Origin of the sequence: Bradyrhizobium australiense (genome assembly GCF_013114825.1) — a bacterium.
Classification (GTDB): domain Bacteria; phylum Pseudomonadota; class Alphaproteobacteria; order Rhizobiales; family Xanthobacteraceae; genus Bradyrhizobium; species Bradyrhizobium australiense.
On record NZ_JAAVLX010000008.1, the window covers coordinates 121,812 to 145,382 of the forward strand.

A 23,571-nucleotide genomic window follows, 5' to 3' on the forward strand; every position below is an offset into this window, starting at 1 on the left:
TCAGGCCTTTGCCAGCCGGCGCTTGATCCGCAGCATCGCCAGCGCCGCACGCGCGGCGTCGCCGCCCTTGTTCAACTCGCTGGCGCGCGCCCTCGCCCAGGCCTGAGCCTCGGTATTGACCGTGATAATGCCGTTGCCGAGCGGAACTTTTCGCACGACCGCCAGATCCATCAATGCGCGGGATGATTCAATCGAGACGATCTCGAAATGGATGGTGTCGCCGCGCACCACACAGCCGAGCGCGATTGCGGCGTCATAGGGCTTGCCATTCCTGTCGGCAGCATCGAGCGCGATCGCGATCGCGGCTGGAATTTCCAGCGCGCCGGGAACCGTGATGACGTCATGCGTCACGCCGGCGGCCTTCAGCTCGGCAACCGCGCCTTCTAACAGCGCGTCCTGGATGTCGTCATAAAACCGCGCCTCGACGATCAGCGCGCGCGCGCCTGTGATGTCGGTCTGGTCCTTTAGCGGTGCGCGCCGTGCGTCTGCCATCAACTATCTTCCGTCCTGCTCGGTCCTCATCCGTGAGGAGCGGTCGCTTGGCCGCGTCTCGAAGGATGGGGGTTACTTCTGGGCCTCATAGTTCGATACGGCGCAAATGCGCCTCCTCACCATGAGGGGTTGGGTCGGCGTTTTAGGCGCCGCATGTTACCCTGTCACTTCATTTCCGACAGCCGCGCCGCGTAGCGGGCCATCAGGTCGACCTCGATATTCACCTCGCTGCCTGCCGCCCAGCCGCCAAGCGTGGTGACGCTGAGCGTATGCGGAATGATCAGCACCGAAAATGTGACATCCTCGACCGTATTCACGGTCAGCGACACGCCATCCAGCGTCACCGAGCCCTTGGCGGCGATGAACCGGGCAAGTTCGCGCATCGTGCGCAGCTCGAACCGCGCCATATCGGGCAGATCGTCGCGCTTGACGATGGTCGCAATGCCATCAGCATGCCCCGCCACAATATGGCCGCCGAGTTCGTCGCCGATCTTCAGCGCACGCTCGAGATTGAGTCTGGTTCCCTTGGCCCAATGCCTGGCCGTGGTCATGCCAAGCGTCTCGGCGGCAGCATCGACGTCGAACCAGGTGTTGCCGCCTTCGACGCCTGAGGCCACCACCGTTAAGCAGACGCCGTTGCAGGCAATCGAGGCGCCGTCGGCGATGGTCGTCTGGTCGTAGCTGCACGCGATCCGCATGCGGTGCAACTGCCCCTGCGCAGTTGGAATCAAGGCGACGATTTCGCCGATGTCGGTGACAATTCCGGTGAACATTTAAGCGCGCTCGTAAATAGTCAGGATATCTTTACCGAGTGGTTCGCTAGCACGTGTATTGAACGCGGACGACCCGGTGAGAGTCGACAGCGGCAATGCGTCCAGCGCAGGAATGCCGTCAATGCCTATCTTATCAGGGCCGCGCAGCAGCCAGATTTCATCGACCATGCCGCTCGCGACAAAGGACGATGCTACCCGCGATCCGCCCTCGACCATCAGCCTTGTGATGCCCTTGTCGGACAGCGCGTGCAGCACCGCCGATAGATCCAGCCAAGGCGGCTGCGCGGTAGCCGCAACACGTATTACCTGCGCGCCCGCCGCACCGAGTTTCGTGGCCGCAGGAGCTTCTGCGAAGTCCGAAGTCATCACCCACAGCGGCGTCTGCCGCGCGGACTGAACGAGCTTGCTGGTGCCGGGCAGCCGTAGCGCGCGATCCAGCACCACCCGCACCGGTGACCGCGCTTCCATCCCCGGCAGGCGGCAGGTCAGCAGCGGATCGTCCGCCAGCACGGTGCCGATCCCAACCAGGATGGCGTCGCATTGCGCGCGCAGCATGTGCACCCGCGTTCTCGCCGCCTCGCCCGTGATCGCAACGGGCTTGCGGCCAGCGGCGCCGATCTTGTCGTCGGCGGATACCGCGAGCTTGAGCATGACATGCGGGCGTTTGTCGCGAATGCGGCGGAAATGACCGGCGTGATCGCGCGCGGCTTCCTGAGCACCGAGCCCGACATCGACTGATATCCCGGCCGCGCGGAGTCTTGCATGTCCCTGCCCGGCCACCTCCGGGTTGGGATCCTCGATCGCCGACACCACGCGCGCAATGCCGGAGGCAATCACGGCGTCCACGCAAGGCGGCGATTTGCCGAAATGCGAACAGGGCTCCAGCGTGACGTAGAGCGTCGCGCCATGCGCCGCCTCGCCGGCACGCCTCAAGGCCTCCGGCTCGGCATGCGGTCGCCCGCCCGGTTGAGTCCAGCCGCGGCCGACGATGACACCGTCCTTTACCACGACGGCACCCACCGCCGGGTTCGGCCAGGTGCGCCCCAGCCCGCGCCGGCCGAGCGACAGCGCAAGCTGCATGAAGCGCTGGTCCGCCGCTTTGGACTCCTTTATCTTCTGCCCGTACCGGTCTTCCAGAATGCGGAAGATCATTTGCGCAACGTGGCGATCCGCGCTTCGTCCTCGCCCGAGAGCTCGCCGAGCACGGCCTCAAAATCCTTGGCCTCGCGGAAATTGCGGTAGACGGAGGCGAAGCGCACATAGGCGACATCGTCGAGCTGGCGCAGATGCTCCATCACGATCTCACCGATCGCCTCCGACGAGACCTCGGCCTCGCCGCCGCTTTCGAGTTCGCGAACGATAGCCGAGACCATCTTCTCGACCCGCTCAGGGTCTACGGGGCGCTTGCGCAGACTGATCTGCAGCGAGCGGACCAGCTTGTCGCGATCGAACGGCACCCGGCGGCCATTGCGCTTGATCACGGTGAGTTCGCGCAACTGCACCCGCTCGAAGGTGGTGAAGCGGAAATTGCAGGCGATGCACACCCGCCGCCGCCGGATCACGGCCGAGTCTTCGGTCGGACGCGAATCCTTCACCTGCGTATCGAGACTGTTGCAGCTCGGACAGCGCATCCAACAGAGCCTTTACTGATAGATCGGGAAACGGTCGGTCAGCGCCTTCACGCGTTCCTTGATCGCAGCTTCCACCAGCGGCGCCTTGCCGTCCTCCGACTGCGCCAGCGCGTTAAGCACCTCGGCGATCATGCCGCCGACCAGCTTGAATTCGGCAACGCCAAAGCCGCGCGTGGTCGCCGCCGGCGTGCCGAGACGCAAGCCCGACGTGACGAACGGCTTTTCGGGATCGAAGGGAATGCCGTTCTTGTTGCAGGTGATGGCGGCTCGCACCAGCGCCTTCTCGGACACATTGCCCTTCAGGCCCTTCGGCCGCAGGTCGACCAGCATCAGATGGTTGTCGGTGCCGCCGGTGACGATGTCGAGGCCGTGGCCGCGCAGCGTTTCCGCCAACGCCTTGGCGTTCTCCACGACGTTCTTGGCGTAGACCTTGAAGTCCGGCCGCAGCGCCTCGGCGAAGGCGACGGCCTTGGCGGCGATGACATGCATCAGAGGACCGCCTTGCAGGCCCGGGAAGATCGCCGAATTCAGCTTCTTGGCAATCGCCTCGTCGTTGCACAGGATCAGGCCGCCGCGCGGGCCGCGGAGCGATTTATGCGTGGTGGTCGTGGTGACGTGGGCATGCGGCACCGGCGAGGCATGGACGCCGCCTGCAACGAGACCGGCGAAATGCGCCATGTCGACCAAGAGATAGGCGCCGACAGAGTCGGCGATCTCGCGGAAGCGCTTGAAGTCCCAGGCGCGCGAATAGGCCGAACCGCCGGCGATGATCAGCTTCGGCTTCACCTGCTCGGCCAGCTTGGCCACCTCATCCATGTCGATGATCTGGTCCTCGCGCCGCACCGTGTAGTGCGCGGCCTTGAACCATTTGCCGGACATGTTGACGGGCGAGCCGTGGGTGAGATGGCCGCCAGCGGCGAGGTCGAGCCCCATGAACGTGTCGCCGGGCTGCAGCAGCGCCAGGAACGCCGCCTGGTTCATCTGGCTGCCTGAATTGGGCTGGACGTTAGCAAAGCCAGCGCCGAACAGCTTTTTGGCGCGCTCGATCGCCAGCGTCTCGGCGACGTCGACCCATTCGCAGCCGCCATAGTAACGCGCGCCCGGATAGCCTTCCGCGTATTTGTTGGTCATCACCGAGCCCTGCGCTTCCAGCACGGCCCGGCTGACGATGTTTTCCGAGGCAATCAGCTCGATCTCATGCCGCTGGCGACCGAGTTCGCCCTTGATCGCAGCGGCGATTTCCGGGTCAGCCTCGGCAAGCGTGGCCGTGAAGAACGAGTCGGGCGCGGAGGCGGTCTTGGCGCTGGTGGGAGAGGAGGTCATTGGGCGAAATATCTCCACCGCCGCAGGCCCTTAGGGCCGAAGCGGGCGGGTCTGGTGTGGCGGTCGAAAGAAGCGCTTGCGAGATACCACATCGGCCGGAATTGGCCAAGCACTTGCGGTACAGGGCTGATATTTATGCAAGATATGGTGGGGAGGAAGGGGGTTGGTAGCCGTCGCTCTCTGGCCCAGAACCCCACACTCGCCCCGTCATTCCAGGATGGTCCGAAGGACCAGACCCGGAATATCGAGATTCTCAGGTGCGCAATGCGCACCATAGTTCGATGCTTCGCATCGCCCCGGAATGACGGTGGGCCCCTCACGCAAAGCGGTACGGCCCGCCCTTGGCCACCGAGCGCTGGAATGCCGGGCGGGCATGCATGCGTTCCAGCCAGGCCGCCAGGTTCCGATATGGCCCGAGCTTGTCGAACGCCTTGGCCATCTCGCCCACAAAACTCATCTGGATGTCAGCGCCGGTCAGCGACGCCCCAACGAAGAATTCCCGACCGTTCAGCGCGCGATCGACATAGCCGAGGTGGTTCGCCAGTTCGCTGTCGATGCGCGGATGCAAGGGCGCACCCGCCTCCTTCAGCCGGCCGACATAGAGGTTGAGCATCAGCGGCAACATCGCCGAGCCTTCCGAGTAATGCAGCCACTCGTTGTAGGCCTCGTATTCCGCGCTACCGGGCGCCGGCATCATCGCGGGCTTGTCTTTTCCCTGGCCGTAGCGGCGGATGATGTAATCGACGATGGCCCCGGATTCGGCGATGGTCGTATCGCCATCGGTAATGACGGGCGATTTGCCGAGCGGATGAATTTCTTTCAGCTCCGGCGGCGCCAGCCGGGTCTCGGTGTTGCGCTGATAGCGCTTCATCTCGTAGGGCGTGCCGAGCTCCTCCAGCAGCCACAGAATTCGTTGCGAGCGGGAGTCGTTGAGATGGTGGACGGTGAGCATGGGGCTTCCTCCGGTCTTAAAGCGTAACGGTTCACTTGACTGTCATTGCGAGGGCAAGCGAAGCAATCCACGACCGTAACGCCGTGGCCGATCCACGTCATTGCGAGCGCAGCGAAGCAATCCATAGCGCCGCACGGGGATAGATGGATTGCTTCGCTGCGCTCGCAATGACAGCGAGTGCCGAAGCACCACAAGCTGTCGTCCCCCGCGAAAGCGGGGGATCCAGTACGCCGCGGCTTATCGGTTCAATCACTACCTTCTCTGGAATACTGGATCGTCCGCCTTCGCGGACGATGACAACTGAATGTGACTTCGCGATCTCGCGACGCATGGCGCCCGAGTTTTGCTATCAACTTCCCGCCCTCTCCAATCAGAGGGCGCAGGGAAGACCGGGTGCTGGCTGCACCCGCGGTCTCGTGTGCAAAGTGCGCAAAAACGAACGCACACGAGCATACAGGTACAGCGGGCGCATCCCGGCCTTCCCTGCGCAATGGCTTTACGGCTTACTTCGAGCTCTCCCCGGTGAACGGCTCTTTTGCCACCGTCGCTGCGCAAAATGAAATCTGCGCAACTTAATGCCAGCACCGCGACATCAGGACCACACGACTTCGCCGTACGCTTCCTGCGCGTACGTCTTGCGCATTCAGCGTCCATCGCATCTCACCGCACGTTCGTGACGATCGCGACCCGCCCCTCAATTGGGTGAGACGGGCGCAATATGTGACTGATTTGCTTCCCGACGAAAGCGGATAATTTTTGCGAGACCGGCTGGACACAACATCTAGCTGATTTGCGTGTCCGACAGCGCGAGACCTTTGCCGGCCACGGCGTGAACCAGATCACATGCCAGCGCTGCGGCCAAGCCTATAACTCATCCGGGCTGACAGATGGATTCCCAACATGGAAAGCTCACTCCTACCGAAAGAGCGTCAGGCCAAATCGCGCCGCTGGCTGATAACGGCCTTCCTGATTTACGGCACGATGGTCGCGGGTCTCCTGGGATTTTTTGCAGTTTTTCCTGACGACATCACCCATGAGACGGAGTTTGCAAACACGGGTGTCGTGGCTGTCACGAAACCTGCACGATTTGAGGCGGTGATCGCCAACTGGAACCGGTATCGCGCAAAGGACGCGCGGGCGGACGCGCGGTAATTCGAAACCGGCTCAATCGAGCAGCAGCCGGCCGACGGGCTCGGCGCGATCGCTTCCGCCTTTGACGACGACGATCTCGCCGCTGGCCGGCGAGACGCCGGTTAGCGCAAAAATGTTCGCGCCATGCGTCACGACGAGGAGGTTTCCGCGCGCCGTCCATTTAGCGATGAGCGCGCGTGCAAACGCCGTCAGCGCCTCTCGTTGATCGCGCAGCACCACGACATTGCCGAATGTCGCCTCGGTCTCGACCGCCCCGAGGTCCAGCAATTTGGCGGTATCGATACATCGGCACCACGGCGAGCTCAGGATCGTTTCAAACGCAATCCCTTCCCGCTTGAGTCGCGCACCGATTTTCTCGGCGTCCGCCCTCCCCTTGGCGCTGAGATTGCGCTGAGTGGCGCAGTCCTCGACACGGAAGCCCGGCGGATCGCCGGCGCCTCCTGGCGCATCGGCATGCCGCATCAGCGCGACGTGCCCGCCGGCGCGCAAGGCGTTCCACGCATTGGCCTCGTCGGCCGCGGCGATCTCCGCCGTAGCGCAGAAGCCGAGAATGAGTGCGAAGATGGCGAAGCGCATCCGGCGCATGGCGTTCTCCATCAGAAATACGCGATCAGGCGGCCGGCGCAGACGACGGCGAGCCACAGCAGGATCGATAGCAGCGCCGTCGCCTTGGCTCCGCCGGACGCCTTGTCCCCCCAGCGCCCAACATGACGCCATGGAACGGCATGCGCTATCACGATGTTGATCAGCGCCGCCGCAATCAGGAGGAGCTTGATCTGGAACGCAGGATTTTTCACGACATGCGAAGCGTCGGCGCTGAACAGCAAAAAGCCCATGCTGATCGCGAGCACAAAGCCGAAGCGTGATACCGGCAACAGCAGTTGCGCCATCGGCTGAATCGCAATCGTGCGCCCGAGCCCGAGCAGCCTCAAGTCGAGCGCGAGGATCGATCCGACCAGGATGACGAAGCCGATGATGTGCAGAATCTCGACCGCCGGATAAAGCGCAGGCGAAGAACGCATCGCATGACCCAGCGCGCTTTCCTGCAATGCCAGGAATACCGATGCGGCCGGCTGATGTTCCACTGCCCTACCGCAATTCGATGCGCTTGCCGTCGAGCACAATATATTCGATCCGCGCCTCGTCCGGCTTGCTCGTGTGAGGATAGCCGAACACGGTGCAGGTCTTGCCGGGCGCGATCAGCTCGCGCATTGCGCCACGCGCCTGCATGCGCGATGGCGGCGCGAGGATGAAGTGCCAGTGCTTGCCTTCGACCTCCATCTCGATCTCGCAATGCGGATTCTCGAAAGTCGATTTCAGGATCTTGCCGGTGACGGTGAATGATTTTGACGTATCGTAGCCGCCCCAGCCGTGATGGGCGATGGCGGAAGCCGGCGCAAGGCTGGCTGCCAGCGACAGGAACAATCGACGGGTGAGTGAGCTCATAGGAGGCTCCGTTGCATACGAAGGAACAGGAACGATCTGCCCCTTGGCGCCTTCATTCCTGCTTCCAAAATCGGTCGTTGGGCGTTAGCCCCGCTGGATCGGAGGAATATTCGGGCTTGATGCGATCGAGGAAGTACATGTTCACCAGACCCTTGTGCTTCACTTCGACGGCGCCGCGGGCCTCTGTCGCGAAGCGTCCCTTGATGTGCTGCCAGGTGGCTTCCGAAATACTGATGCGACCAGGAACTCCGGCGGCTTCGACACGTTCCGCAACATTCACCGTGTTGCCCCAGATATCATAGGTGAATTTGTGCTTGCCGACGACGCCGGCAATGACCGGTCCGGTATTGATTCCGATCCGCGCTAGCCAGGGCGGCAGGCGCAGCTTCTCGCGTTGCCGGTTCAATTTGCCCAGGTGATCCATAATCTGCAGCGCGCACAGCGCGGCGTCCATCGGGTGCGAGCGATTGGGCTCCGGCACGCCGCCAACGGCGAGGTAGGCGTCGCCGATCGTCTTGAGCTTTTCCAGGCGATGCTTTGCGATGATATCATCGAACCTGGTGAAGTGCTGGTCGAGCTGATCGATGACGCTCGCCGGCTCCATCGTTTCGACGATGCGGGTAAATCCGGTGAAATCGATGAAGATGACGGTCGCCGAGTCGAAGAACCGCGGCTTGACCCGCTCGCCCGCCTTGAGCTCGGCCGCGATGGACGGCGGTAGGATGTTGAGGAGCAGCCGTTCGGATTCAGATTTCTCGGCAACGGCGCGGTCGCGGGCTTTCTCCAATTGGCGCAGCATCTCGTTGCGCTCAAGCACCTGGCGACGCAATTCCAGGTGCACCATCGTTTGCCGCGACAGCCTTCGCAGAGCTTCACGCTGTTCGAAGCTGAGCTCGCGCGACTTGAAGTCGATGACACACAGCGTGCCCAAGGCATAGCCGTCGGGGGTAATGAGTGGAACGCCGCAGTAGAAGCGGAGCTTCAAGCCGGTCGTTACAAGTGGGCTGGTATTGAATCGCTGATCGCTGACGAGATCGGGAACATATAGAATATCATTGTTGCAGATCGTGACCTGGCAAATCGAAATTTCCCGGGGGCATTCGGAAAGGTCGGGAGGAAGACCGTATTTGGCCTTCATCCACTGGCGCGATGGATCGACGAAGCTGATCAGAGCGGCCGGGCAGTCGCAAATCTGCGCCGCCAGTTCGGTGATTTCGTCGAATCCAATTTCCGGAAGCGTGTCGAGGATGGCGTAGCTTGTCAGCGCCTCAAGCCGTTCAGGCTCATTGGCAGGAACCGCTACGTCCATGGCAAGCCCTCCGCCGGATCGGACCAAGAAATCTATGGCGGAGTGCGCATGGCAGGCAAGGCCTGCTTGTGGGGCTCTGCTTCAAGCTGTTTGTGGCGCCCGATCAAGCCGTCGGGACGCGCCGCAGGACAGCGCCCTTTGTCTTACAGCCCCGTATATCCCGCCTTTACCGGATCGTTGCTGCCGTCGAGCTGGCGCAGATAGGTGAGCCCGCAGACCGTCAACCGGTGCGGATCCTTTTCGCCCGCCTCGACCAGCGTCGTGAGATAGGCCGTCACCTTGGCGCGCGCCTCGTCGCTGGCAGCGGCGCTGCAGTTCAGCAGCAGGTCATAGGTCTGCATGATCCGGTCGATCGCGGCTTCCATGGATTTCTCCTGAGTTGCGTGAGCGGGTGATCGTCAGGCCAATACGCCTGCTTCGAATCTGGAGATCGCCTTGTTGGCGAGCCTGAGCCTGTTGAATTCGCCACGCTGGAACATCTTCATGATGATTGCGAGCAACCGCTCGTCGGTGACGAGGCTATCGGCAATGGCGCCGCGCTTGCGAAGGTAGTTTGAGGCGATCGCGTAGGCATCGCCCACCACCTCAAAATTCATGACCTGAATTCCGCGCTCGACCAGCATGCCCTCACCTGTTTTGTGGCCGGGGCGATAATTCGCAGGTGCGAAGAAGGTTCCATTACTAAAAATCGCTATCTCTCAGGAAATGGCGATATTTGCCGGAAATGCGAAGGATTTCCCTTCAAAAACAAAGCGCACCGGAGCCGGAAGATCGGCACCGATGCACTTTAAGCAGGGCTTACTGCCTTGCCAGTTCATTTGTCCGCTCGTCGGTTGCCGGTCTTCTAGGTGGCCGGCTTGGCCGCGAGGCAGACGAAATTCATTTCTTCTGACGCGTTTTCGTGGCGAGAGCGGTCTCCACCCCGGCCCAAAGTCCGAAGACACGCTTCGCGCGAAAACGCTTGCGAATTCTCAGAGTCGATACAGGATCTGGTCGGTCCAGAACCGCTCGAGGCGGTGCAGCGACTTGTTCAACGTCGCGAACTCCTCGTTCGAGATGCCGCCGACCTGCTCCACCGTCTTGACGTGCTTTTGATAGAGCGCATCGACGATCTTGCGGATCTCCTGGCCCTGCGCGGTGAGGCGAATGCGGACCGAGCGACGATCGACGCGCGAGCGCTGATGATCGAGGAAGCCGAGTTCGACGAGCTTCTTGAGGTTATAGGAGACGTTGGAGCCGAGGTAGTAACCGCGCGTGCGCAGTTCGCCCGCAGTCAATTCCTTGTCGCCGATGTTATAGAGCAGCAATGCCTGCACCGAATTGATGTCAGCGCGGCCGCGGCGATCGAATTCATCCTTGATGACGTCGAGCAGCCGGCGATGCAGCCGCTCCACCAAAGTCAACGCTTCCAGATAGAGCGGCTGCACCGGAGTTTGACCGGCAGAGCGTTCAGCGGTTTCCACCGCCGTTGCAACGGCTTTGATCATGACACTTCCCCTGTCGTCGTTTTTCGACTTATTTCGACGAAACTTCTGTCCCGCCTGATAGCTTCAACTTAAGGGAGCGGTTTGAAGATCCGCTTAAATAAGACAATAAAGAGATCATGAATTTAACAGAGTGAATTGTGGATTAAGCCCCGTGGATCAAGGCTTTTTGCAATGTTTCATTGATGATGGGAGCGCCCTGTTCACGCTTCGTCTGCACCCCCTGTCGCATTCGGAAACAGGTGCGTCTGAAATCGAAACGCTCGCGTAAGATGTGTGGTGAAACCCTTTACGGCCTTTAACGGTGACCAAATCGTTACGGAGGAATTTTTTGAAAATTGTACGATATCGCGTCGCGGATTCTGCACGCGGATGGATTATGGCGGAAAACTGACACGTTCTCTCCTCTCTCCTTCTCCTCGTGCGCAGGGAGAAGGTCGGGAATGAGGGGCTGTATCCACACGCTCGACCCCTCACCCCCCACCCTCTCCTCGCAAGAGCGGGCCGAGGGAGCGCATCAGCGCCACCCGCTACGGCGGGCGTTCGCGCGCGGCCATCCAGGCGAGCGCGAGATAGGCGGCGAGCATCACGGCTTCGAACCCCACCACCGTCAGGCTGCCGCCGTAGATGCCCGGAAACATCAGTTCGATCACCGCCATCGACACCACGGTGGTGAGCCACACCACCGCGCCCCAGGGCGTCGCAAGCCAGAGGCCGACGGCAGCGACGAGCTCGATGACGGCGAAATAGACGGTCGCGGTCTGCCAGGCCATCGACTGGTTCTCGAACGCCTCTTCCTCGCCGCCGATGAAACCGGTGACCTGCGCCCAGTGGTACAGGCCCTTCATGATCGACACGACCGCCATGATGCGCAGGAACAATACCAGCCGCCGCGTCCACACATTGTCGTCGGGCTCGATCCGCTCCGACGACATCGCCGCCATCGACATCGCATTGTCTCTGGCATTGTCCCTGGCCTTGTCGCGCCCCTGATCGCGCGCCGAAACGTCAGACATGGCAGCCGACCCGGAAGCTGATCTGGGGGCTGACCTCGTGGCGGGGGCGCAACGCGTTCTGGATTCTCCTCATGGCCTGATGTCTTGGCCCGGCGGGACGGCAAAATCAATTGCCGATGAGATAGATCAAGTCTCGGTGACGGGGCAGCGGCAAGGTGCTAGAATTGGAACAAATCAAAACCTTCGCGCCGCTTTCAGGAGTACCGTTCACATGGCGATCAAATTCGGGCGTCCGATCGAAATGCGCGACGCGCCGCGGCGGCAGACCGGCCTCGCCTCCTCCCCGCTGGACCTGACCATCCGCCCCCGCCGCAACCGCAAGGCGGAATGGGCGCGGCGGCTGGTGCGCGAAAACGTGCTCACCTCCGACGACCTGATCTGGCCGCTGTTCGTGGTCGACGGCCACAACACGCGCACGCCGGTGGCCTCGATGCCCGGCGTCGACCGCCTCACCGTCGATCAGGCGGTGCGCGACGCCGAACGCGCCATGAAGCTCAACATCCCCTGCATCGCGCTGTTTCCCTATACCGAGCCGTCCTTGCGCGACGAGCACGGCTCCGAGGCGCTGAATCCGAATAACCTGGTCTGCCAATCGGTGCGGGCGATTAAGAAGGAATTCCCCGACATCGGCGTGCTCTGCGACGTCGCGCTGGATCCCTTCACCAGCCACGGGCATGACGGCCTGATCGAGGACGGCAAAATCCTCAACGACGAGACGGTCGCGGTACTGGTGAAACAGGCGCTGGTGCAGGCGGAGGCCGGCTGCGACGTCATCGCCCCGTCCGACATGATGGACGGCCGCGTCGGCGCGATCCGCGAGGCGCTGGACGACGCCGGCTTCCTCGACGTGCAGATCATGTCCTATGCGGCGAAGTATGCTTCCGCCTTCTACGGCCCGTTCCGCGACGCCATCGGCTCCGCCAAAACACTGACCGGCGACAAGCGCACCTATCAGATGGACGGCGCCAATTCCGACGAAGCGCTGCGGGAAGTCGAGCTCGATATCGCCGAGGGCGCCGACATGGTGATGGTGAAGCCCGGCATGCCCTATCTCGACATAGTGCGGCGCGTGAAGGACGCGTTTGCGATGCCAACCTTCGTCTATCAGGTATCCGGCGAATACGCGATGGTCGCAGCAGCCGCGGGCAACGGCTGGATCGACGGCGACCGCGCCATGATGGAAAGCCTGCTCGGCTTCAAGCGCGCCGGCGCGGACGGGATTTTGACGTACTTTGCACCTAAGGCAGCGGAAAAATTGAAGGCGAGTTCGTAGCGAGTGTTGGACCCTCATGGTGAGGAGGCGCGTAGCGCCGTCTCGAACCATGGGGCCCCCGCTGGTGCCATTCATCCTTCGAGACGCGCGCAAGAGCACGCTCCTCAGGGATGAGGTCTGGCACGGTGCGGCATTCCCTACGCAGCTACCAACCATCCAAAGATTGCACGCTGTTAATGGTCGCAGGCCCTTGGCGACCGCGTGGCCGGTTCCCATGTCACGTGGGAAACTTCGGCCTGGAGGACGGACCATGTCTTATAGCGGCTCTGGCGGTACCGGCGGCGGCGCTTCAAATACTGGCGACGCCTGGCGGAACGATGGCGGGGTGCCGCCGCATGCGTTCGATCCCTATTCGCAGCCGGAACTGTTTCGCGGCGTGCTGACACGGCGGGTAGTTGCGTTCCTGATCGACCTCGTCGTGCTGTCGGTGCCCGTCATCCTCGGCTACATTTTCGTATTCGTGTTCGGCATTGTCACGCTCGGGCTCGGCTGGATGCTGTTCTGGCTGGCATGGCCCGCCACCATTGTGTGGGCGATCGTCTATTACGGCGCCTCGATCGGCGGCCCGCATTCGGCCACCATGGGCATGCGGGCGATGGATCTGGAGCTGCGCACCTGGTACGGCGCGCCGGGCTATTTCGTGCTCGGCGCCTGCCATGCCGTGCTGTACTGGGTCTCGATCTCATTTCTGACGCCGCTGGTGCTGCTGGTCGGCCTGTTCAACGGCCGCCGCCGACTGCTGCACGACATCATCCTGGGAACCGTGGTCATCAACAGCTCGGTTCGTACCCAGGTAGTCCCCTCGGCACGCAGCAGCTATTGAGCGAGCAGCAAACTATTTGACCGTCCGCCTTTGGGGCGCGATGTTAGAGCCGGTCCGGCCCCAAGATGAAATCGGGGCCGGGCCGGCGCTTTTTTCGTTTTGACGCGTTTTCTTAACGGGAACTGGTGTCTACTTCGTTCGAAAGCGCTATGGTTGATTTGTTTCGGAGGCGTGACGACCCGACGTGACCCAACACTCGCGTGATACCCCGCAATTCTACCTAACGGCGCCCTCGCCCTGCCCCTATCTGCCGGGCCGGCACGAGCGCAAGGTGTTCACGCATCTGGTCGGCGACAAGGCCGGCGACCTCAACGACCTCCTGACCCATGGCGGTTTCCGACGCAGCCAGTCGATCGCCTACCGCCCGGCCTGCGACCAGTGCCGGGCCTGCGTTTCCGTGCGCGTCATTGCCAACGAATTCCGCCCCTCGCGCAACTTCAAGAAAGTTTTGGCGCGCAACGCCGACATCGTCGGCGAGCAGCGCAGCGCGGTGCCGACGTCGGAGCAATACTCCGTGTTCCGCGCCTATCTCGACAAGCGTCACCGCCATGGCGGCATGGCCGACATGACCGTGCTCGACTACGCGATGATGGTGGAAGACAGCCATGTCGAGACCCGCATCATCGAATACCGCAAGCGCGGCGTCGACACGGGCATCACCGGCCGCGGCGAGGAGTTGATCGCGGTGGCGCTGACGGACGTGCTCAGCGATGGGCTGTCGATGGTGTACTCGTTCTTCGAGCCGTCGCAGCACAGCCGCTCGCTCGGCACCTTCATGATCCTCGATCACATCACCCGCGCCCGCCGGCTCGGCCTGCCTTACGTTTATCTGGGCTACTGGATCGAGGGCTCCAAGAAGATGGACTACAAGGGCCGCTTCCTGCCGCAGCAGCGGCTGGCGCCGTCAGGCTGGCTGCGGGTGGATGCATCAGGCGAAATGCTGTCAGAGCCGCAGGATTAACTCGGACGCAGCCACTTCGCAATTGTGCCGAAAGGATGGCACTCAGTAGATCATCAAAGAGAGCGCTGCCAGAAGCGCTGGCGGCATCACCAGAAGGCCCAGCCCGAGGAAGCGCCAGGCGCTGACATGCAGCCCCTCGCGGCGCAGCGCCACCAGCCATAGGATCGTTGCGAGCGAGCCGGTGACCGAAAGGTTTGGGCCGAGATCGACTCCGATCAGCATGGCGCCAACGATCTGCGGCGGAAGATGATCGCTGGTGGCGACCGAGCCCGCGATCAGCCCGACCGGCAAATTGTTGGCAATGTTATCGGCGATGGAGGTGATAATGGCGACGCCCCAAGCCGTCTTCGGACCGGATTGCGCGACCGCCGCGTGCAGCATCGCGTTCAAGTGTCCGATGGCACCGATTTGGATCAATGCTTCCACCATCACGAACAATCCGGCAACCAACGGCAGCACGCCCCACGAGATATCCTTGACGACTGGCCAGGGCGATTGGCGGCTCGCGATTAGCACAACGGCCGCTGTAACCACGCCGCAGATGAAGGTCGGCAGGCCTAGTTGAACGTCGAGCGCGGAGGCGCCGAGCAGCACGATGCAGATGGCGGCAATGCCATAAGCCGTGAATTTTCCCTCCCGACTCAGTTCCGGCTTGGCGACGTTGGTTTCGATCTTCTCCTCTTTGAGCGCGCGGCGCTGCGCGAACCGGAGCACGAGATAGGTGACAACAATAGACGCGACCGACGGTAGCGAGAATTGCCGCAGCCATTCGCCAAGATGCGGCAGGCGAGCGCCGAACACCACGAGATTGGCGGGGTTCGAGATCGGTAGCACGAAGCTCGCTGCATTGGCGATAAAGGCGCAGACGAACAGATAGGGCAGCGGCGTCGCGCCGGCGGCGCGAGTCGCGGCATAGACCGCGGGCGTCAACACGATCGCGGTGGCGTCATTCGACAACAGCACGGTCACCAGCGTACCGACCAGATACACCAGCAGGAACAATCGTCGCGGGGAGCCACGTGCATGCTGCACGGCGAGCGCCGCGAGATAGTCGAACAGTCCCTCGCGCCGCGCCAGCTCCGCGATCAGCATCATTCCGATCAGGAACAGATAGACGTCGACGCCCTTGCGTACGCCGGTCAGCGCGTCTCCCCACGGCAATAGTCCCAATAGCACCAGCGCGAGCGCACCCGTGACCGCCCAGATCGCTTCGAGCAGGCGAAAGGGCCTGATAATGACCCCTGCTGTCGCGAGCACGATGATGCTCCCGGCCATTAAGGTGTTATGCGGTACGAAAGTCATTCGACAGTCCCCCAAAGATCACTCCGCAGCGGAAGCCGCCGGCGCCGTTTGTCCGCTGCGGCTTGCGCTGTGACGCGTTTCCGGCAGCGCCAAGGCGCAAACCAGCACGCCGACCGCTGCAACAGCGCCAAGCGTGACGAACGCTGCGCTGTAGCCCGCAGTCACAACTACCAGCCCGGCCAGCGTCGTCGAGAGCGCAGCACCGATGCTCTGAGCAGTGATGATCGCGCCCTGTGCGATATTGAAGCGGCCGGTGTTGCGCATGAGATCGGCAACGATGATCGGAAAAATCGCGCCGTAGATCCCCGCTCCGACGCCGTCGAGCAACTGAACGCCGACCAACCATGCCTCGTTGTCCGACAGAGTATAGAGCACGCCGCGCAGCGGGAGGATCAGGAGCGCCGCGAGGAAGAAGCGCTTGTGTCCCCAGTGATCGGCCTTGGCGCCGACCAGCATCGCCATGGGCATCATGACGATCTGCGCGGCAATGATGCAAGCCGACATCAGGCTGGTGCCGATGTTCTTGTCCTGCAGCGCCAGCTTTTGTCCGACCAGCGGCAGCATCGCCGCATTCGACAGATGGAAAAGCGTCACGCACACCGCGAAGATCAGGAGCGGCCGGCAGGTGAGAAGAATGGTCAAGCCCGAAGGCTCACCCCTTCCCACGTTTTGATGGCCTTGCTCCATATCATGCAGGCCACGCGCCAGATCATGGTCGATGGCGCGTTCCGGTATGGCCCACACGCTGGCGAGGCTCGCCATCGACATGGCGCCCAGAAGATAGAATACGACTTGGGGACCGAACGCATAGGCGGCGGTGCCGGCAATCGATGCGGCGACGGCATTGCCCGCATGATTGAGGGTTTCATTGCGACCGATACGTCCGGTGAAAGCGCGATGGCCGACGATGCCCAGTGATACCGCGGCGATCGCCGGCGAGAAGATCGCGCCCGCTCCATGCGCGATGCCTTGCGAGATCGCGACCGGCCAGAAGCTCGGAAAGATCGGCAGCAGCAGCGAGGCCGCCGTTACCGTTAGGGCCGCGCCAACCATCACCAGCCGCTTGGCTCGGGTCGCATCGACAAGCGCGCCTGCTGGCGTTTGCGCAACGATGCCGGCAATGCCGGCAACCGACATGACCACACCGATCCGGGATTCATCCCAGTGCTGTTCGGTCAGGAGATAGATTGCGAGATACGGGCCTAACCCGTCGCGGACATCGGCGAGGAAGAAGTTCACGGCATCGAGCGCATAGTTCGCTCGTTTCCAACTCTCCCTTTGTTGGCCCTCTGACATGTCGCCGCCGCCGAGGGCCCCGTTACCCCTCTCGGATAACACCTGACCAGCTTGGCGGTTCCCGCCAAGGCTGCCAAGAGAACGGGCCCGGTCACCTTTCTCAAGAGAGGTTATTTATAGGGCGGGCGCCGGCCATTTTTTTGGGCAACCGATCTCCGAGATCGGTCATTAGTGTATGCCGCACAAAGCCGAACGACGTCTGTTAACCCCGAAGCGGACATCGGGCGGAGCGCCCGACGTATCCGCTTTTTGTGCCACTAATTTGCAGGCTTCGGCCCGGGCGTCGCGGGCTGGCACGCCGAACTTTTAGCCGCGGGCGGCGAGCCGGGCTGTGCGGTCGTCTCGTCTCTCAGCCGAAAAACGTCTCGAACAACAGCTTCACGTTCAGCGCGACGATGATGCCGGCGACGATCCACGCCACGGCAGCTACTGCGCGCGGGATGACGAACCGGCCCATCTTGCGGCGGTCGGAAACGAACTTCACCAGCGGAATAACCGCAAACGGCAATTGCATCGACAGCACGACCTGGCTGAACACCAACAATTGGCTGGTGCCGCGCTCGCCATAGAGCGCGGTGACGATCACGACCGGAACGATAGCGATGCCGCGGGTCAGCAGCCGCCGCGCCCAGTTCGGCAGCCGCAGGTCCAAAAAGCCTTCCATCACGATCTGGCCCGCCAGCGTCGCGGTGACGGTCGAGTTCAGACCGGAGGCGAGCAGCGCCACTGCGAACAGGGTCGAGGCAATGCCGAGGCCGAGTAGCGGCGACAGCAATTCAAATGCCTGCCCGATCTCAGCGACCTCGGTGCGGCCGGTCGTATGGAAGGTGGCGGCGGCGACGATCAGGATTGCGGCGTTGATGAACAGCGCCAGCATCAGTGCGATGGTCGAATCGGTCGTCGCCCATTTGATCGCCTCGCGGCGGCCCTGGTTATTACGTTCATAGGCGCGGGTCTGCACGATCGCGGAGTGCAGGTACAGATTATGAGGCATCACGGTGGCGCCGATGATGCCGATGGCGATGTAGAGCATCTCCGGATTGGTGATGATCTCGGTCGACGGCATAAAGCCCTTGAGCACAGCGGCGACCGGCGGCGCGGCAGCCGTGATCTGGACAGTGAAGCAGATCGCGATCACGATCAAAAGCGAAATGACGAAGGCTTCGAGGAAGCGAAAGCCCTTGTTCATCAAGAGCAGCAGCAGGAAGGCGTCGAGCGCGGTGATCAGCGCACCGCCGATCAGAGGAATGCCGAACAAAAGTTTTAGCGCGATCGCCGTGCCGATCACTTCCGCCAGGTCGCAGGCGATGATGGCGGCTTCGCACGCCACCCAGAGCAGGAAGTTGACCGGGCGGGAAAAGCTGGCTCGGCAGGCCTGCGCGAGATCGCGGTCGGTGACGATGCCAAGCCGCGCGGCCAGCGCCTGCAGCAGGATTGCCATCAGGTTCGACAGCAGGATGACGGACAGCAGCGTGTAGCCGAACTTCGACCCGCCCGCGAGGTCGGTCGCCCAGTTGCCGGGGTCCATGTAACCGACCGAAACCAGATAGCCGGGGCCGAGAAAGGCCAATAGCCGCCGCGACCAATGCCCGCCAAAGGGTACCGAAATCGTGGAATTGACCTCGGGCAGGCTCCGCCGCGCGTTGGCGGCGGCATCAGCGCGCCAACCGGCGGCAGTCGTATCGGCCATCAGCAAACCCTTGGCTTGTGGCCCCAAATCGGGCGTGCGCGCATCCATCTCACCAAGATGGCTGATCTTTGTTCTTATTGCAACTCATTGGCAACTGCATCTGACGATCACGAAAAGGATATCGCCGATCGAACCTCCGGCTATCGAAGATGATGAGGATGAGGTGACCACGCCGCCCGCGACCATCTTGGGAACGGGCAAGGCGACGCCCGCTCCCAAATCCTAGTCACGGCCGGGAACTTTTCCGCCGCTCCCATCCAATCAAGCAAGCCCGCCGCCGTTCACGGCGGGCTTTTTCTTGTTCGTCCCCGCCTCGTCGGGAAACGGGTGGGCCAGCGTCCCCTCTGGCCGGACAATGCAGCCAGATCGATTCACCCAAGGGAATTTCGCCATGTCCATCGCCGGCACGCCGCACCTACCCGGAACCTTCAACCGTCTGGCTTGGTCGAACCTCGCCGCGCAATCGGCCGAGCAGATCGCGCTGGCCGCAGCGCCCATCGTTGCGGTGCTCATGCTTGGCGTCGGCGAAGGCCAGACCGGGCTGTTGCAGACGGCGCTGACGTTGCCCTTCATCCTGTTTGCGATTCCCGCCGGTCTCCTTGCCGACCGCATCTCGCGGCGCTGGGTCATGGCGGCTTCCGAAGCGCTGCGAGCGGCTGCGCTTGCCGCGACGCTGCTGCTGATCTGGCTCGGCGCAATAACGCTGCCGCTGCTCTCGCTGCTCGGCTTCGTCGCGGTATGCGGCACCGTGGCCTACAGCGTCGCCGCGCCCGCTCTGGTGCCATCGCTGGTCAATTCAGATCAATTGCCCGCGGCGAACGCGCGGATCGAACTGGCGCGCACGGTCGCGTTCGCCAGTGGCCCCGCGCTCGGCGGCGTACTGGTCGGATGGGTCGGGGCAGCGCCCGCCTTCGGCTTTGCCGCCGCATTATCCGTGATCGCCGTCGTGCTGCTGTCCGGCATCTATGAACCGGCGCGCGCCCCTGCACCGCGCCGCCATCCCTTGCAGGAGATCAGGGAAGGCGCCGCGTTCGTGTTGCATCACGCGCTGCTGCGGCCGGTGTTCATCACGCAGTTTATCTTCAATACGGCGTCATTCCTGCTGCTCGCGGTGTTCGTGCCCTACGCCGTTCGCCATCTCGGGCTAGCAGCCACCGGCGTCGGCGTGACGCTGGCGATGTACGGCGTCGGCATGGTGGTCGGCGCGCTCGCGGCCACGCGGGTGATGAAACGCCTCGCCTTCGGCACCGTGATTGGGCTTGGACCCGTCACCGGTTTTATCGCCGCCGCCGTAATGGCGCTGACCACGATTGTGCCGACGCCATGGCTCGCTGGGCTGAGTTTCTTCCTGCTCGGCGCCGGACCGATCCTCTGGGTGATCTCGACCACCACGCTGCGGCAATCGGTGACGCCGCCGTCGCTGCTCGGGCGCGTCTCCGCCATCAACATCATGAGCTATGGCGCCCGCCCGCTCGGCTCGGCGCTGGGCGCCATCGTCGGCGGGTTCTATGGCGCGGAAGCCTGCCTCTATCTGGCAGCCGCCATATTCGCCGCGCAGGCGCTGGTGATCCTGCTGTCGCCCGCGGTCTCGCTGGCGTGCCAGCCGGAGATGGTGGGGGAGCCGGCAGGCTGCTGCTGAGGAAGTGGTGCTCGTGTCCCGGACGCGGTGCAGCGCTCCTTCAGCCGTGCACCGCAGAGCCGGGACCCACGCCGCGGAAAGACAGGCTCCGGCTCTGCAGCGCATCACTGCGCGCTGCGCTGCGTCCGGGGCACGGGAGCGCCGAGCGGCCTTGATATCGCCGACGGCCTGCTGAACGCCGACCACCTTCGCCGAGATTTCGGCTGCAGGCATTAGTCGAAACCGTCGTTGCGAGCAACGGCGGGCGCAAGCAATCCATTCTCTCCGCGGCGCGATGGATTGCTTCGCTTTCGCTCGCAATGACGGTCTTTGCGAGCATTTTCTTCCAATTCCACCTGGGCCCATTGCCGCTTCGCTTTATATGATATACGTAATTTCATATAAAAGCGGGAACACTCATGGCCGACCAGACTGCAGCAATCGACACCCGCCCTCGTTCGGAAGCTTCCTCCACCGTCCTGCAGATCGCGGTGCTCGCGGGCCTTACAGCCACAGGCACCCTCGCCACAAATATCCTGCTGCCGTCGTTGCCGCAGATGGCGATTTCGCTGAAGATATCGAGCGCGGCGGTCACCTCAGCGATCACGGTCTTCCTCGCGGTGTTCGCGATCGGCCAGCTCGTGGTCGGGCCGATCTCGGACCGTTATGGCCGCCGTTGGCCGGTCTTGACTGGATTTGCAATCTTCTTCGCCGGCAGCGTCTGGTGCGGCCTCGCCAATGATTTGCCGAGCCTGCTGATTGGCCGTGTCATCCAGGCGGCCGGCGCCTGCGCCACCTCGGTGCTGTCCCGCGCCATCGCCCGCGACCTGTTTTCCGGGCCTGCCCTGGGCCGCGCGATGGCGCTGATCATGATCGCGATGGCGGCAGCACCCGGCTTCTCGCCGCTGCTCGGCGGCGCGCTCGACCACATTTTCGGCTGGCGCTCCGAATTCGCGTTCGTCGCAGCCTTCGCCGGGCTCGGCGCCCTAGCCTACGGCATGGTGTTCGGCGAGACCCACCTCGCGACACGCACCCCGCTCGATCCGCAGGCCATCGGCAAAACGTACCTCGCCCTGCTCCGCGACCGCCCCTTCGTGGTGCCGGCGGCAACGGTAAGCCTGATCCTGGGTGCTCTGTTCTCGATGTTCTCGGCGGCACCGCGCATATTGATCGAAGCGATGCACTTCACGCCTATTCAGCTCGGCCTGTTCTTTGCGGGCACCGTGCTGATCGTGTTCGCCGCCGGCATGCTCGCGACCCGGCTGGCGCCACACTCTGGGCTCGATCGTTCGATCCGCGGCGGACTATTCGCCGCCGCCGCCGGCAGCCTCGCGATGCTGCTGGTTTCGCTATACAATCCCTCTTTCCTGCCGTTTCTTGCGGCCATGAGCGTGTTCCTGCTCGGCATGGGCATCGTCAGCCCATTAGGCACGGCGCAGGCGCTGTCGCCATTCGGCGACAAAGCGGGTGCGGCATCGGCGCTGGTCGGATTCTGGCAGATGATGACGGCCGCGATCGGCGTATGGCTCGCGGCGACGATTTCGCGCGACGCGCTGTTCGCCCTCGGCGTCGTGCTGACGGTGTTCTCGCTGCTTGCCGTGGCGCTTTACACACGGCGAGCGAGACCAAATTAGGACGCCAGATATCGCTCGTACTTCCCGGCCACCACCTCATCCGCTGCAATATCCGGATCGAGCGTATAAAGATCCTGCGCCCGGCCGATGCCGCGCAGCGCATAGCGGCCGGTGGAGACCAGGTAGTTTCGCCCCGCCGCGTCGAGACCTCCGCGAAATGCCGAGGACATCAGCAATTCGCGGTCGACCGAGCGGCACATCGAGGCGATGCGGCTGACCTCGTTGACGGCGGGTCCCACCACGGTGAAATCGAGCCGATCGTGCCGATATTGCCGTAAAAGACCTCGCCGACATGCAGGCCGACATGGGCTGATGTGACCGGGCGGTTCTCGGCCGTGCGGCGGGCGTTCAGCGTCCTCATGTTGCGGCGGAAGCGATGTTCGGCGTGCAATGCGGCGCGGTTTGCCTTCGCCATATTTTCGTGGGTGAACATCGCCAGCACGCCGTCGCCGATCAGCTTCAGCACTTCGCCGCCGGCATCATGGATGGCGTCGATCGAGGCCTGCGCATAATCGTTGAGGAACGGGATGATCTCGCCGGGATCGATGCTCTCGCTGATCGCGGTTGAGCCGCGCAGGTCGGAGAACCACAGCACTGTGTTGATACGCTCGGTGACGCCGCGCGCGATGCGGCCGCGCAGCACCTGCTCGGCGGTGTCGCGGCCGAGATAGACCCGGCCCAGCGTCCTGGTGATGTCAGCTTGCGCTGCGGATTTGATCGCTAGCCCCAACACCGGCACGAGGTCGCGGAGCGCCGCAAGCCCCTGCGCGCCAAAGCCCTCGTCGCGCCTTGTCACCCAATAGGAATAGACGCAGTCCATCTGCCCCATGGTGCCGGTCTCGCCGAACTGGTGCACATAGGCGACCAGATGCTTGTGACCTTTCTCGGCGAGTTCGCCCATGAACTTGAAATTGTGGGACGTGTCGTTGGCGAGGTTGAGCAGAAGCTCTTCATGGCCGTTTTGGAGCATGTAATAGAAGATCGAACTGCGCCAGGCCTCCGCGGCTTCGCCCTCGCTGGTCGAGCCGTATTCGAACACGTCGCTCTCGTTGGTCTCTGCGTCGTTCCAGCGAAAGCCGCGGCCCTCAAAAATCGGGTGCAGCGTATCGATGAAGACCATCCCGCGCGACAGGCCAAGCCCCTCGGCGCAGCAGCGTTCGCAGAAACCGCGAATCAGGTCGTTTTGGGGCAGGCCTGTGAGGCCCCGGCTGACCAGCCAGTTCATCAGGCGCAGACGATGCGTGAGTTCCATAATGCTATTATGGCGTGCAATGGTGATGAGTGAAAGGCTCGCGCCGCCTGCGTTCCCCGAATGCGGCGTGGTGCGCTGCTGATCGGAGTCCATGCGGCGACGACGGGTCCCGGCTCTGCGGCGCACCGCCAAGAGGCGCTGCAC

At 62.9% G+C, this 23,571-nt stretch carries 23 protein-coding genes and 1 pseudogene; 6 read left to right on the forward strand and 18 right to left on the reverse strand.

The window, feature by feature from the left end:
* The 6 genes from ribH to HCN58_RS24640 form a co-directional block, all read right to left on the reverse strand.
* A complete protein-coding gene (ribH, locus tag HCN58_RS24615) occupies nucleotides 1–492 on the reverse strand; it encodes a 6,7-dimethyl-8-ribityllumazine synthase (protein ID WP_171581973.1) in 492 nt (163 codons plus the stop codon).
* Nucleotides 493–656: 164 nt separating this feature from the next.
* Nucleotides 657–1,265 (reverse strand): riboflavin synthase, encoded by a 609-nt coding sequence (locus tag HCN58_RS24620; protein ID WP_171581974.1) that lies wholly within the window; start codon nucleotides 1,263–1,265, stop codon nucleotides 657–659.
* Entirely contained in the window at nucleotides 1,266–2,417 is a 1,152-nt protein-coding gene (gene ribD, locus HCN58_RS24625; RefSeq protein WP_171581975.1) for a bifunctional diaminohydroxyphosphoribosylaminopyrimidine deaminase/5-amino-6-(5-phosphoribosylamino)uracil reductase RibD, read from the reverse strand. It abuts the gene before it with no gap.
* Nucleotides 2,414–2,896: a transcriptional regulator NrdR gene (gene nrdR / locus HCN58_RS24630; RefSeq protein WP_171581976.1), complete on the reverse strand. Its 483-nt coding sequence runs from the start codon at nucleotides 2,894–2,896 to the stop codon at nucleotides 2,414–2,416. The genes ribD and nrdR overlap by 4 nt, the downstream gene beginning before the upstream one ends.
* A gap of 12 nt (nucleotides 2,897–2,908) precedes the next feature.
* Nucleotides 2,909–4,219 carry a serine hydroxymethyltransferase gene (gene glyA / locus HCN58_RS24635; RefSeq protein ID WP_171581977.1) on the reverse strand — a complete coding sequence of 437 codons (1,311 nt, stop codon included), beginning with the start codon at nucleotides 4,217–4,219 and terminating at the stop codon, nucleotides 2,909–2,911.
* A gap of 316 nt (nucleotides 4,220–4,535) precedes the next feature.
* Nucleotides 4,536–5,171 carry a glutathione S-transferase family protein gene (locus HCN58_RS24640; protein ID WP_171581978.1) on the reverse strand — a complete coding sequence of 212 codons (636 nt, stop codon included), beginning with the start codon at nucleotides 5,169–5,171 and terminating at the stop codon, nucleotides 4,536–4,538.
* A 900-nt stretch (nucleotides 5,172–6,071) separates the two neighbouring features.
* Here HCN58_RS24640 and HCN58_RS24645 point away from each other — a divergent pair.
* Nucleotides 6,072–6,323: a hypothetical protein gene (locus HCN58_RS24645; RefSeq protein ID WP_171581979.1), complete on the forward strand. Its 252-nt coding sequence runs from the start codon at nucleotides 6,072–6,074 to the stop codon at nucleotides 6,321–6,323.
* Between the two features lie 12 nt (nucleotides 6,324–6,335).
* Here HCN58_RS24645 and HCN58_RS24650 read toward each other — a convergent pair whose 3' ends face one another.
* From HCN58_RS24650 to HCN58_RS24685, 8 genes are all read right to left on the reverse strand, one after another.
* Nucleotides 6,336–6,908 carry a histidine phosphatase family protein gene (locus HCN58_RS24650; RefSeq protein WP_171581980.1) on the reverse strand — a complete coding sequence of 191 codons (573 nt, stop codon included), beginning with the start codon at nucleotides 6,906–6,908 and terminating at the stop codon, nucleotides 6,336–6,338.
* An 11-nt stretch (nucleotides 6,909–6,919) separates the two neighbouring features.
* A complete protein-coding gene (locus HCN58_RS24655) occupies nucleotides 6,920–7,408 on the reverse strand; it encodes a hypothetical protein (RefSeq protein ID WP_210266133.1) in 489 nt (162 codons plus the stop codon).
* Between the two features lie 4 nt (nucleotides 7,409–7,412).
* On the reverse strand, nucleotides 7,413–7,769 hold the full coding sequence (locus tag HCN58_RS24660; RefSeq protein ID WP_171581981.1) for a DUF6152 family protein: 357 nt from the start codon (nucleotides 7,767–7,769) through the stop codon (nucleotides 7,413–7,415).
* Between the two features lie 52 nt (nucleotides 7,770–7,821).
* A complete protein-coding gene (locus tag HCN58_RS24665; protein ID WP_171581982.1) occupies nucleotides 7,822–9,078 on the reverse strand; it encodes an adenylate/guanylate cyclase domain-containing protein in 1,257 nt (418 codons plus the stop codon).
* A 143-nt stretch (nucleotides 9,079–9,221) separates the two neighbouring features.
* Nucleotides 9,222–9,443 (reverse strand): hypothetical protein, encoded by a 222-nt coding sequence (locus HCN58_RS24670; protein WP_171581983.1) that lies wholly within the window; start codon nucleotides 9,441–9,443, stop codon nucleotides 9,222–9,224.
* A 33-nt stretch (nucleotides 9,444–9,476) separates the two neighbouring features.
* On the reverse strand, nucleotides 9,477–9,701 hold the full coding sequence (locus tag HCN58_RS24675) for a hypothetical protein (protein ID WP_171581984.1): 225 nt from the start codon (nucleotides 9,699–9,701) through the stop codon (nucleotides 9,477–9,479).
* Between the two features lie 348 nt (nucleotides 9,702–10,049).
* Nucleotides 10,050–10,565, reverse strand: coding sequence for a transcriptional regulator LdtR (ldtR, locus tag HCN58_RS24680; RefSeq protein WP_028345688.1), 516 nt, complete (start codon nucleotides 10,563–10,565; stop codon nucleotides 10,050–10,052).
* Between the two features lie 527 nt (nucleotides 10,566–11,092).
* Entirely contained in the window at nucleotides 11,093–11,578 is a 486-nt protein-coding gene (locus HCN58_RS24685) for a DUF6163 family protein (protein ID WP_171581985.1), read from the reverse strand.
* A gap of 211 nt (nucleotides 11,579–11,789) precedes the next feature.
* Between HCN58_RS24685 and hemB the strand changes: the two genes are divergently transcribed.
* The 3 genes from hemB to HCN58_RS24700 all read left to right on the forward strand — a co-directional run bounded on the left by hemB (nucleotide 11,790) and on the right by HCN58_RS24700 (nucleotide 14,635).
* Entirely contained in the window at nucleotides 11,790–12,851 is a 1,062-nt protein-coding gene (gene hemB, locus HCN58_RS24690) for a porphobilinogen synthase (RefSeq protein ID WP_171581986.1), read from the forward strand.
* Between the two features lie 250 nt (nucleotides 12,852–13,101).
* The gene (locus HCN58_RS24695) at nucleotides 13,102–13,674 is read left to right on the forward strand and encodes an RDD family protein (RefSeq protein WP_171581987.1); all 573 of its coding nucleotides are present in this window, start codon (nucleotides 13,102–13,104) and stop codon (nucleotides 13,672–13,674) included.
* A gap of 184 nt (nucleotides 13,675–13,858) precedes the next feature.
* Nucleotides 13,859–14,635 carry an arginyltransferase gene (locus tag HCN58_RS24700; RefSeq protein WP_171581988.1) on the forward strand — a complete coding sequence of 259 codons (777 nt, stop codon included), beginning with the start codon at nucleotides 13,859–13,861 and terminating at the stop codon, nucleotides 14,633–14,635.
* A gap of 42 nt (nucleotides 14,636–14,677) precedes the next feature.
* Here HCN58_RS24700 and HCN58_RS24705 read toward each other — a convergent pair whose 3' ends face one another.
* From HCN58_RS24705 to HCN58_RS24715, 3 genes are all read right to left on the reverse strand, one after another.
* Nucleotides 14,678–15,910, reverse strand: coding sequence for an arsenic transporter (locus HCN58_RS24705; protein WP_376701218.1), 1,233 nt, complete (start codon nucleotides 15,908–15,910; stop codon nucleotides 14,678–14,680).
* A gap of 45 nt (nucleotides 15,911–15,955) precedes the next feature.
* On the reverse strand, nucleotides 15,956–17,233 hold the full coding sequence (locus tag HCN58_RS24710; protein ID WP_171581990.1) for an MFS transporter: 1,278 nt from the start codon (nucleotides 17,231–17,233) through the stop codon (nucleotides 15,956–15,958).
* 349 nt (nucleotides 17,234–17,582) lie between these two features.
* Nucleotides 17,583–18,971: an Nramp family divalent metal transporter gene (locus tag HCN58_RS24715; RefSeq protein WP_171581991.1), complete on the reverse strand. Its 1,389-nt coding sequence runs from the start codon at nucleotides 18,969–18,971 to the stop codon at nucleotides 17,583–17,585.
* A gap of 343 nt (nucleotides 18,972–19,314) precedes the next feature.
* On the opposite strand from HCN58_RS24715, the gene HCN58_RS24720 reads away from it, so the two are divergent.
* Both HCN58_RS24720 and HCN58_RS24725 read left to right on the forward strand, forming a co-directional pair.
* Nucleotides 19,315–20,562: an MFS transporter gene (locus HCN58_RS24720; RefSeq protein WP_171581992.1), complete on the forward strand. Its 1,248-nt coding sequence runs from the start codon at nucleotides 19,315–19,317 to the stop codon at nucleotides 20,560–20,562.
* Nucleotides 20,563–20,960: 398 nt separating this feature from the next.
* The gene (locus tag HCN58_RS24725; RefSeq protein WP_171581993.1) at nucleotides 20,961–22,175 is read left to right on the forward strand and encodes a multidrug effflux MFS transporter; all 1,215 of its coding nucleotides are present in this window, start codon (nucleotides 20,961–20,963) and stop codon (nucleotides 22,173–22,175) included.
* On the opposite strand, the pseudogene HCN58_RS24730 reads toward HCN58_RS24725, so the two are convergent.
* Nucleotides 22,172–23,427, reverse strand: a pseudogene (locus HCN58_RS24730) (adenylate/guanylate cyclase domain-containing protein). The gene HCN58_RS24725 and the pseudogene HCN58_RS24730 sit on opposite strands and share 4 nt — an antisense overlap.
* Between the last annotated feature and the right edge of the window lie 144 nt (nucleotides 23,428–23,571).

Bases quoted from the DNA above. Each gene is read 5' to 3' on its own strand.
- HCN58_RS24710 (WP_171581990.1), bottom strand. From the start codon at position 17,233: ATGTCAGAGGGCCAACAAAGGGAGAGTTGGAAACGAGCGAACTATGCG.
- HCN58_RS24705 (WP_376701218.1), bottom strand. From the start codon at position 15,910: ATGGCCGGGAGCATCATCGTGCTCGCGACAGCAGGGGTCATTATCAGG.
- HCN58_RS24645 (WP_171581979.1), top strand. From the start codon at position 6,072: ATGGAAAGCTCACTCCTACCGAAAGAGCGTCAGGCCAAATCGCGCCGC.
- HCN58_RS24620 (WP_171581974.1), bottom strand. From the start codon at position 1,265: ATGTTCACCGGAATTGTCACCGACATCGGCGAAATCGTCGCCTTGATT.
- HCN58_RS24675 (WP_171581984.1), bottom strand. From the start codon at position 9,701: ATGCTGGTCGAGCGCGGAATTCAGGTCATGAATTTTGAGGTGGTGGGC.
- HCN58_RS24695 (WP_171581987.1), top strand. From the start codon at position 13,102: ATGTCTTATAGCGGCTCTGGCGGTACCGGCGGCGGCGCTTCAAATACT.
- HCN58_RS24665 (WP_171581982.1), bottom strand. From the start codon at position 9,078: ATGGACGTAGCGGTTCCTGCCAATGAGCCTGAACGGCTTGAGGCGCTG.
- HCN58_RS24660 (WP_171581981.1), bottom strand. From the start codon at position 7,769: ATGAGCTCACTCACCCGTCGATTGTTCCTGTCGCTGGCAGCCAGCCTT.
- hemB (WP_171581986.1), top strand. From the start codon at position 11,790: ATGGCGATCAAATTCGGGCGTCCGATCGAAATGCGCGACGCGCCGCGG.
- glyA (WP_171581977.1), bottom strand. From the start codon at position 4,219: ATGACCTCCTCTCCCACCAGCGCCAAGACCGCCTCCGCGCCCGACTCG.
- ldtR (WP_028345688.1), bottom strand. From the start codon at position 10,565: ATGATCAAAGCCGTTGCAACGGCGGTGGAAACCGCTGAACGCTCTGCC.
- ribD (WP_171581975.1), bottom strand. From the start codon at position 2,417: ATGATCTTCCGCATTCTGGAAGACCGGTACGGGCAGAAGATAAAGGAG.
- HCN58_RS24670 (WP_171581983.1), bottom strand. From the start codon at position 9,443: ATGGAAGCCGCGATCGACCGGATCATGCAGACCTATGACCTGCTGCTG.
- ribH (WP_171581973.1), bottom strand. From the start codon at position 492: ATGGCAGACGCACGGCGCGCACCGCTAAAGGACCAGACCGACATCACA.
- HCN58_RS24720 (WP_171581992.1), top strand. From the start codon at position 19,315: ATGTCCATCGCCGGCACGCCGCACCTACCCGGAACCTTCAACCGTCTG.
- HCN58_RS24715 (WP_171581991.1), bottom strand. From the start codon at position 18,971: ATGGATGCGCGCACGCCCGATTTGGGGCCACAAGCCAAGGGTTTGCTG.
- nrdR (WP_171581976.1), bottom strand. From the start codon at position 2,896: ATGCGCTGTCCGAGCTGCAACAGTCTCGATACGCAGGTGAAGGATTCG.
- HCN58_RS24725 (WP_171581993.1), top strand. From the start codon at position 20,961: ATGGCCGACCAGACTGCAGCAATCGACACCCGCCCTCGTTCGGAAGCT.
- HCN58_RS24650 (WP_171581980.1), bottom strand. From the start codon at position 6,908: ATGCGCCGGATGCGCTTCGCCATCTTCGCACTCATTCTCGGCTTCTGC.
- HCN58_RS24685 (WP_171581985.1), bottom strand. From the start codon at position 11,578: ATGTCTGACGTTTCGGCGCGCGATCAGGGGCGCGACAAGGCCAGGGAC.
- HCN58_RS24640 (WP_171581978.1), bottom strand. From the start codon at position 5,171: ATGCTCACCGTCCACCATCTCAACGACTCCCGCTCGCAACGAATTCTG.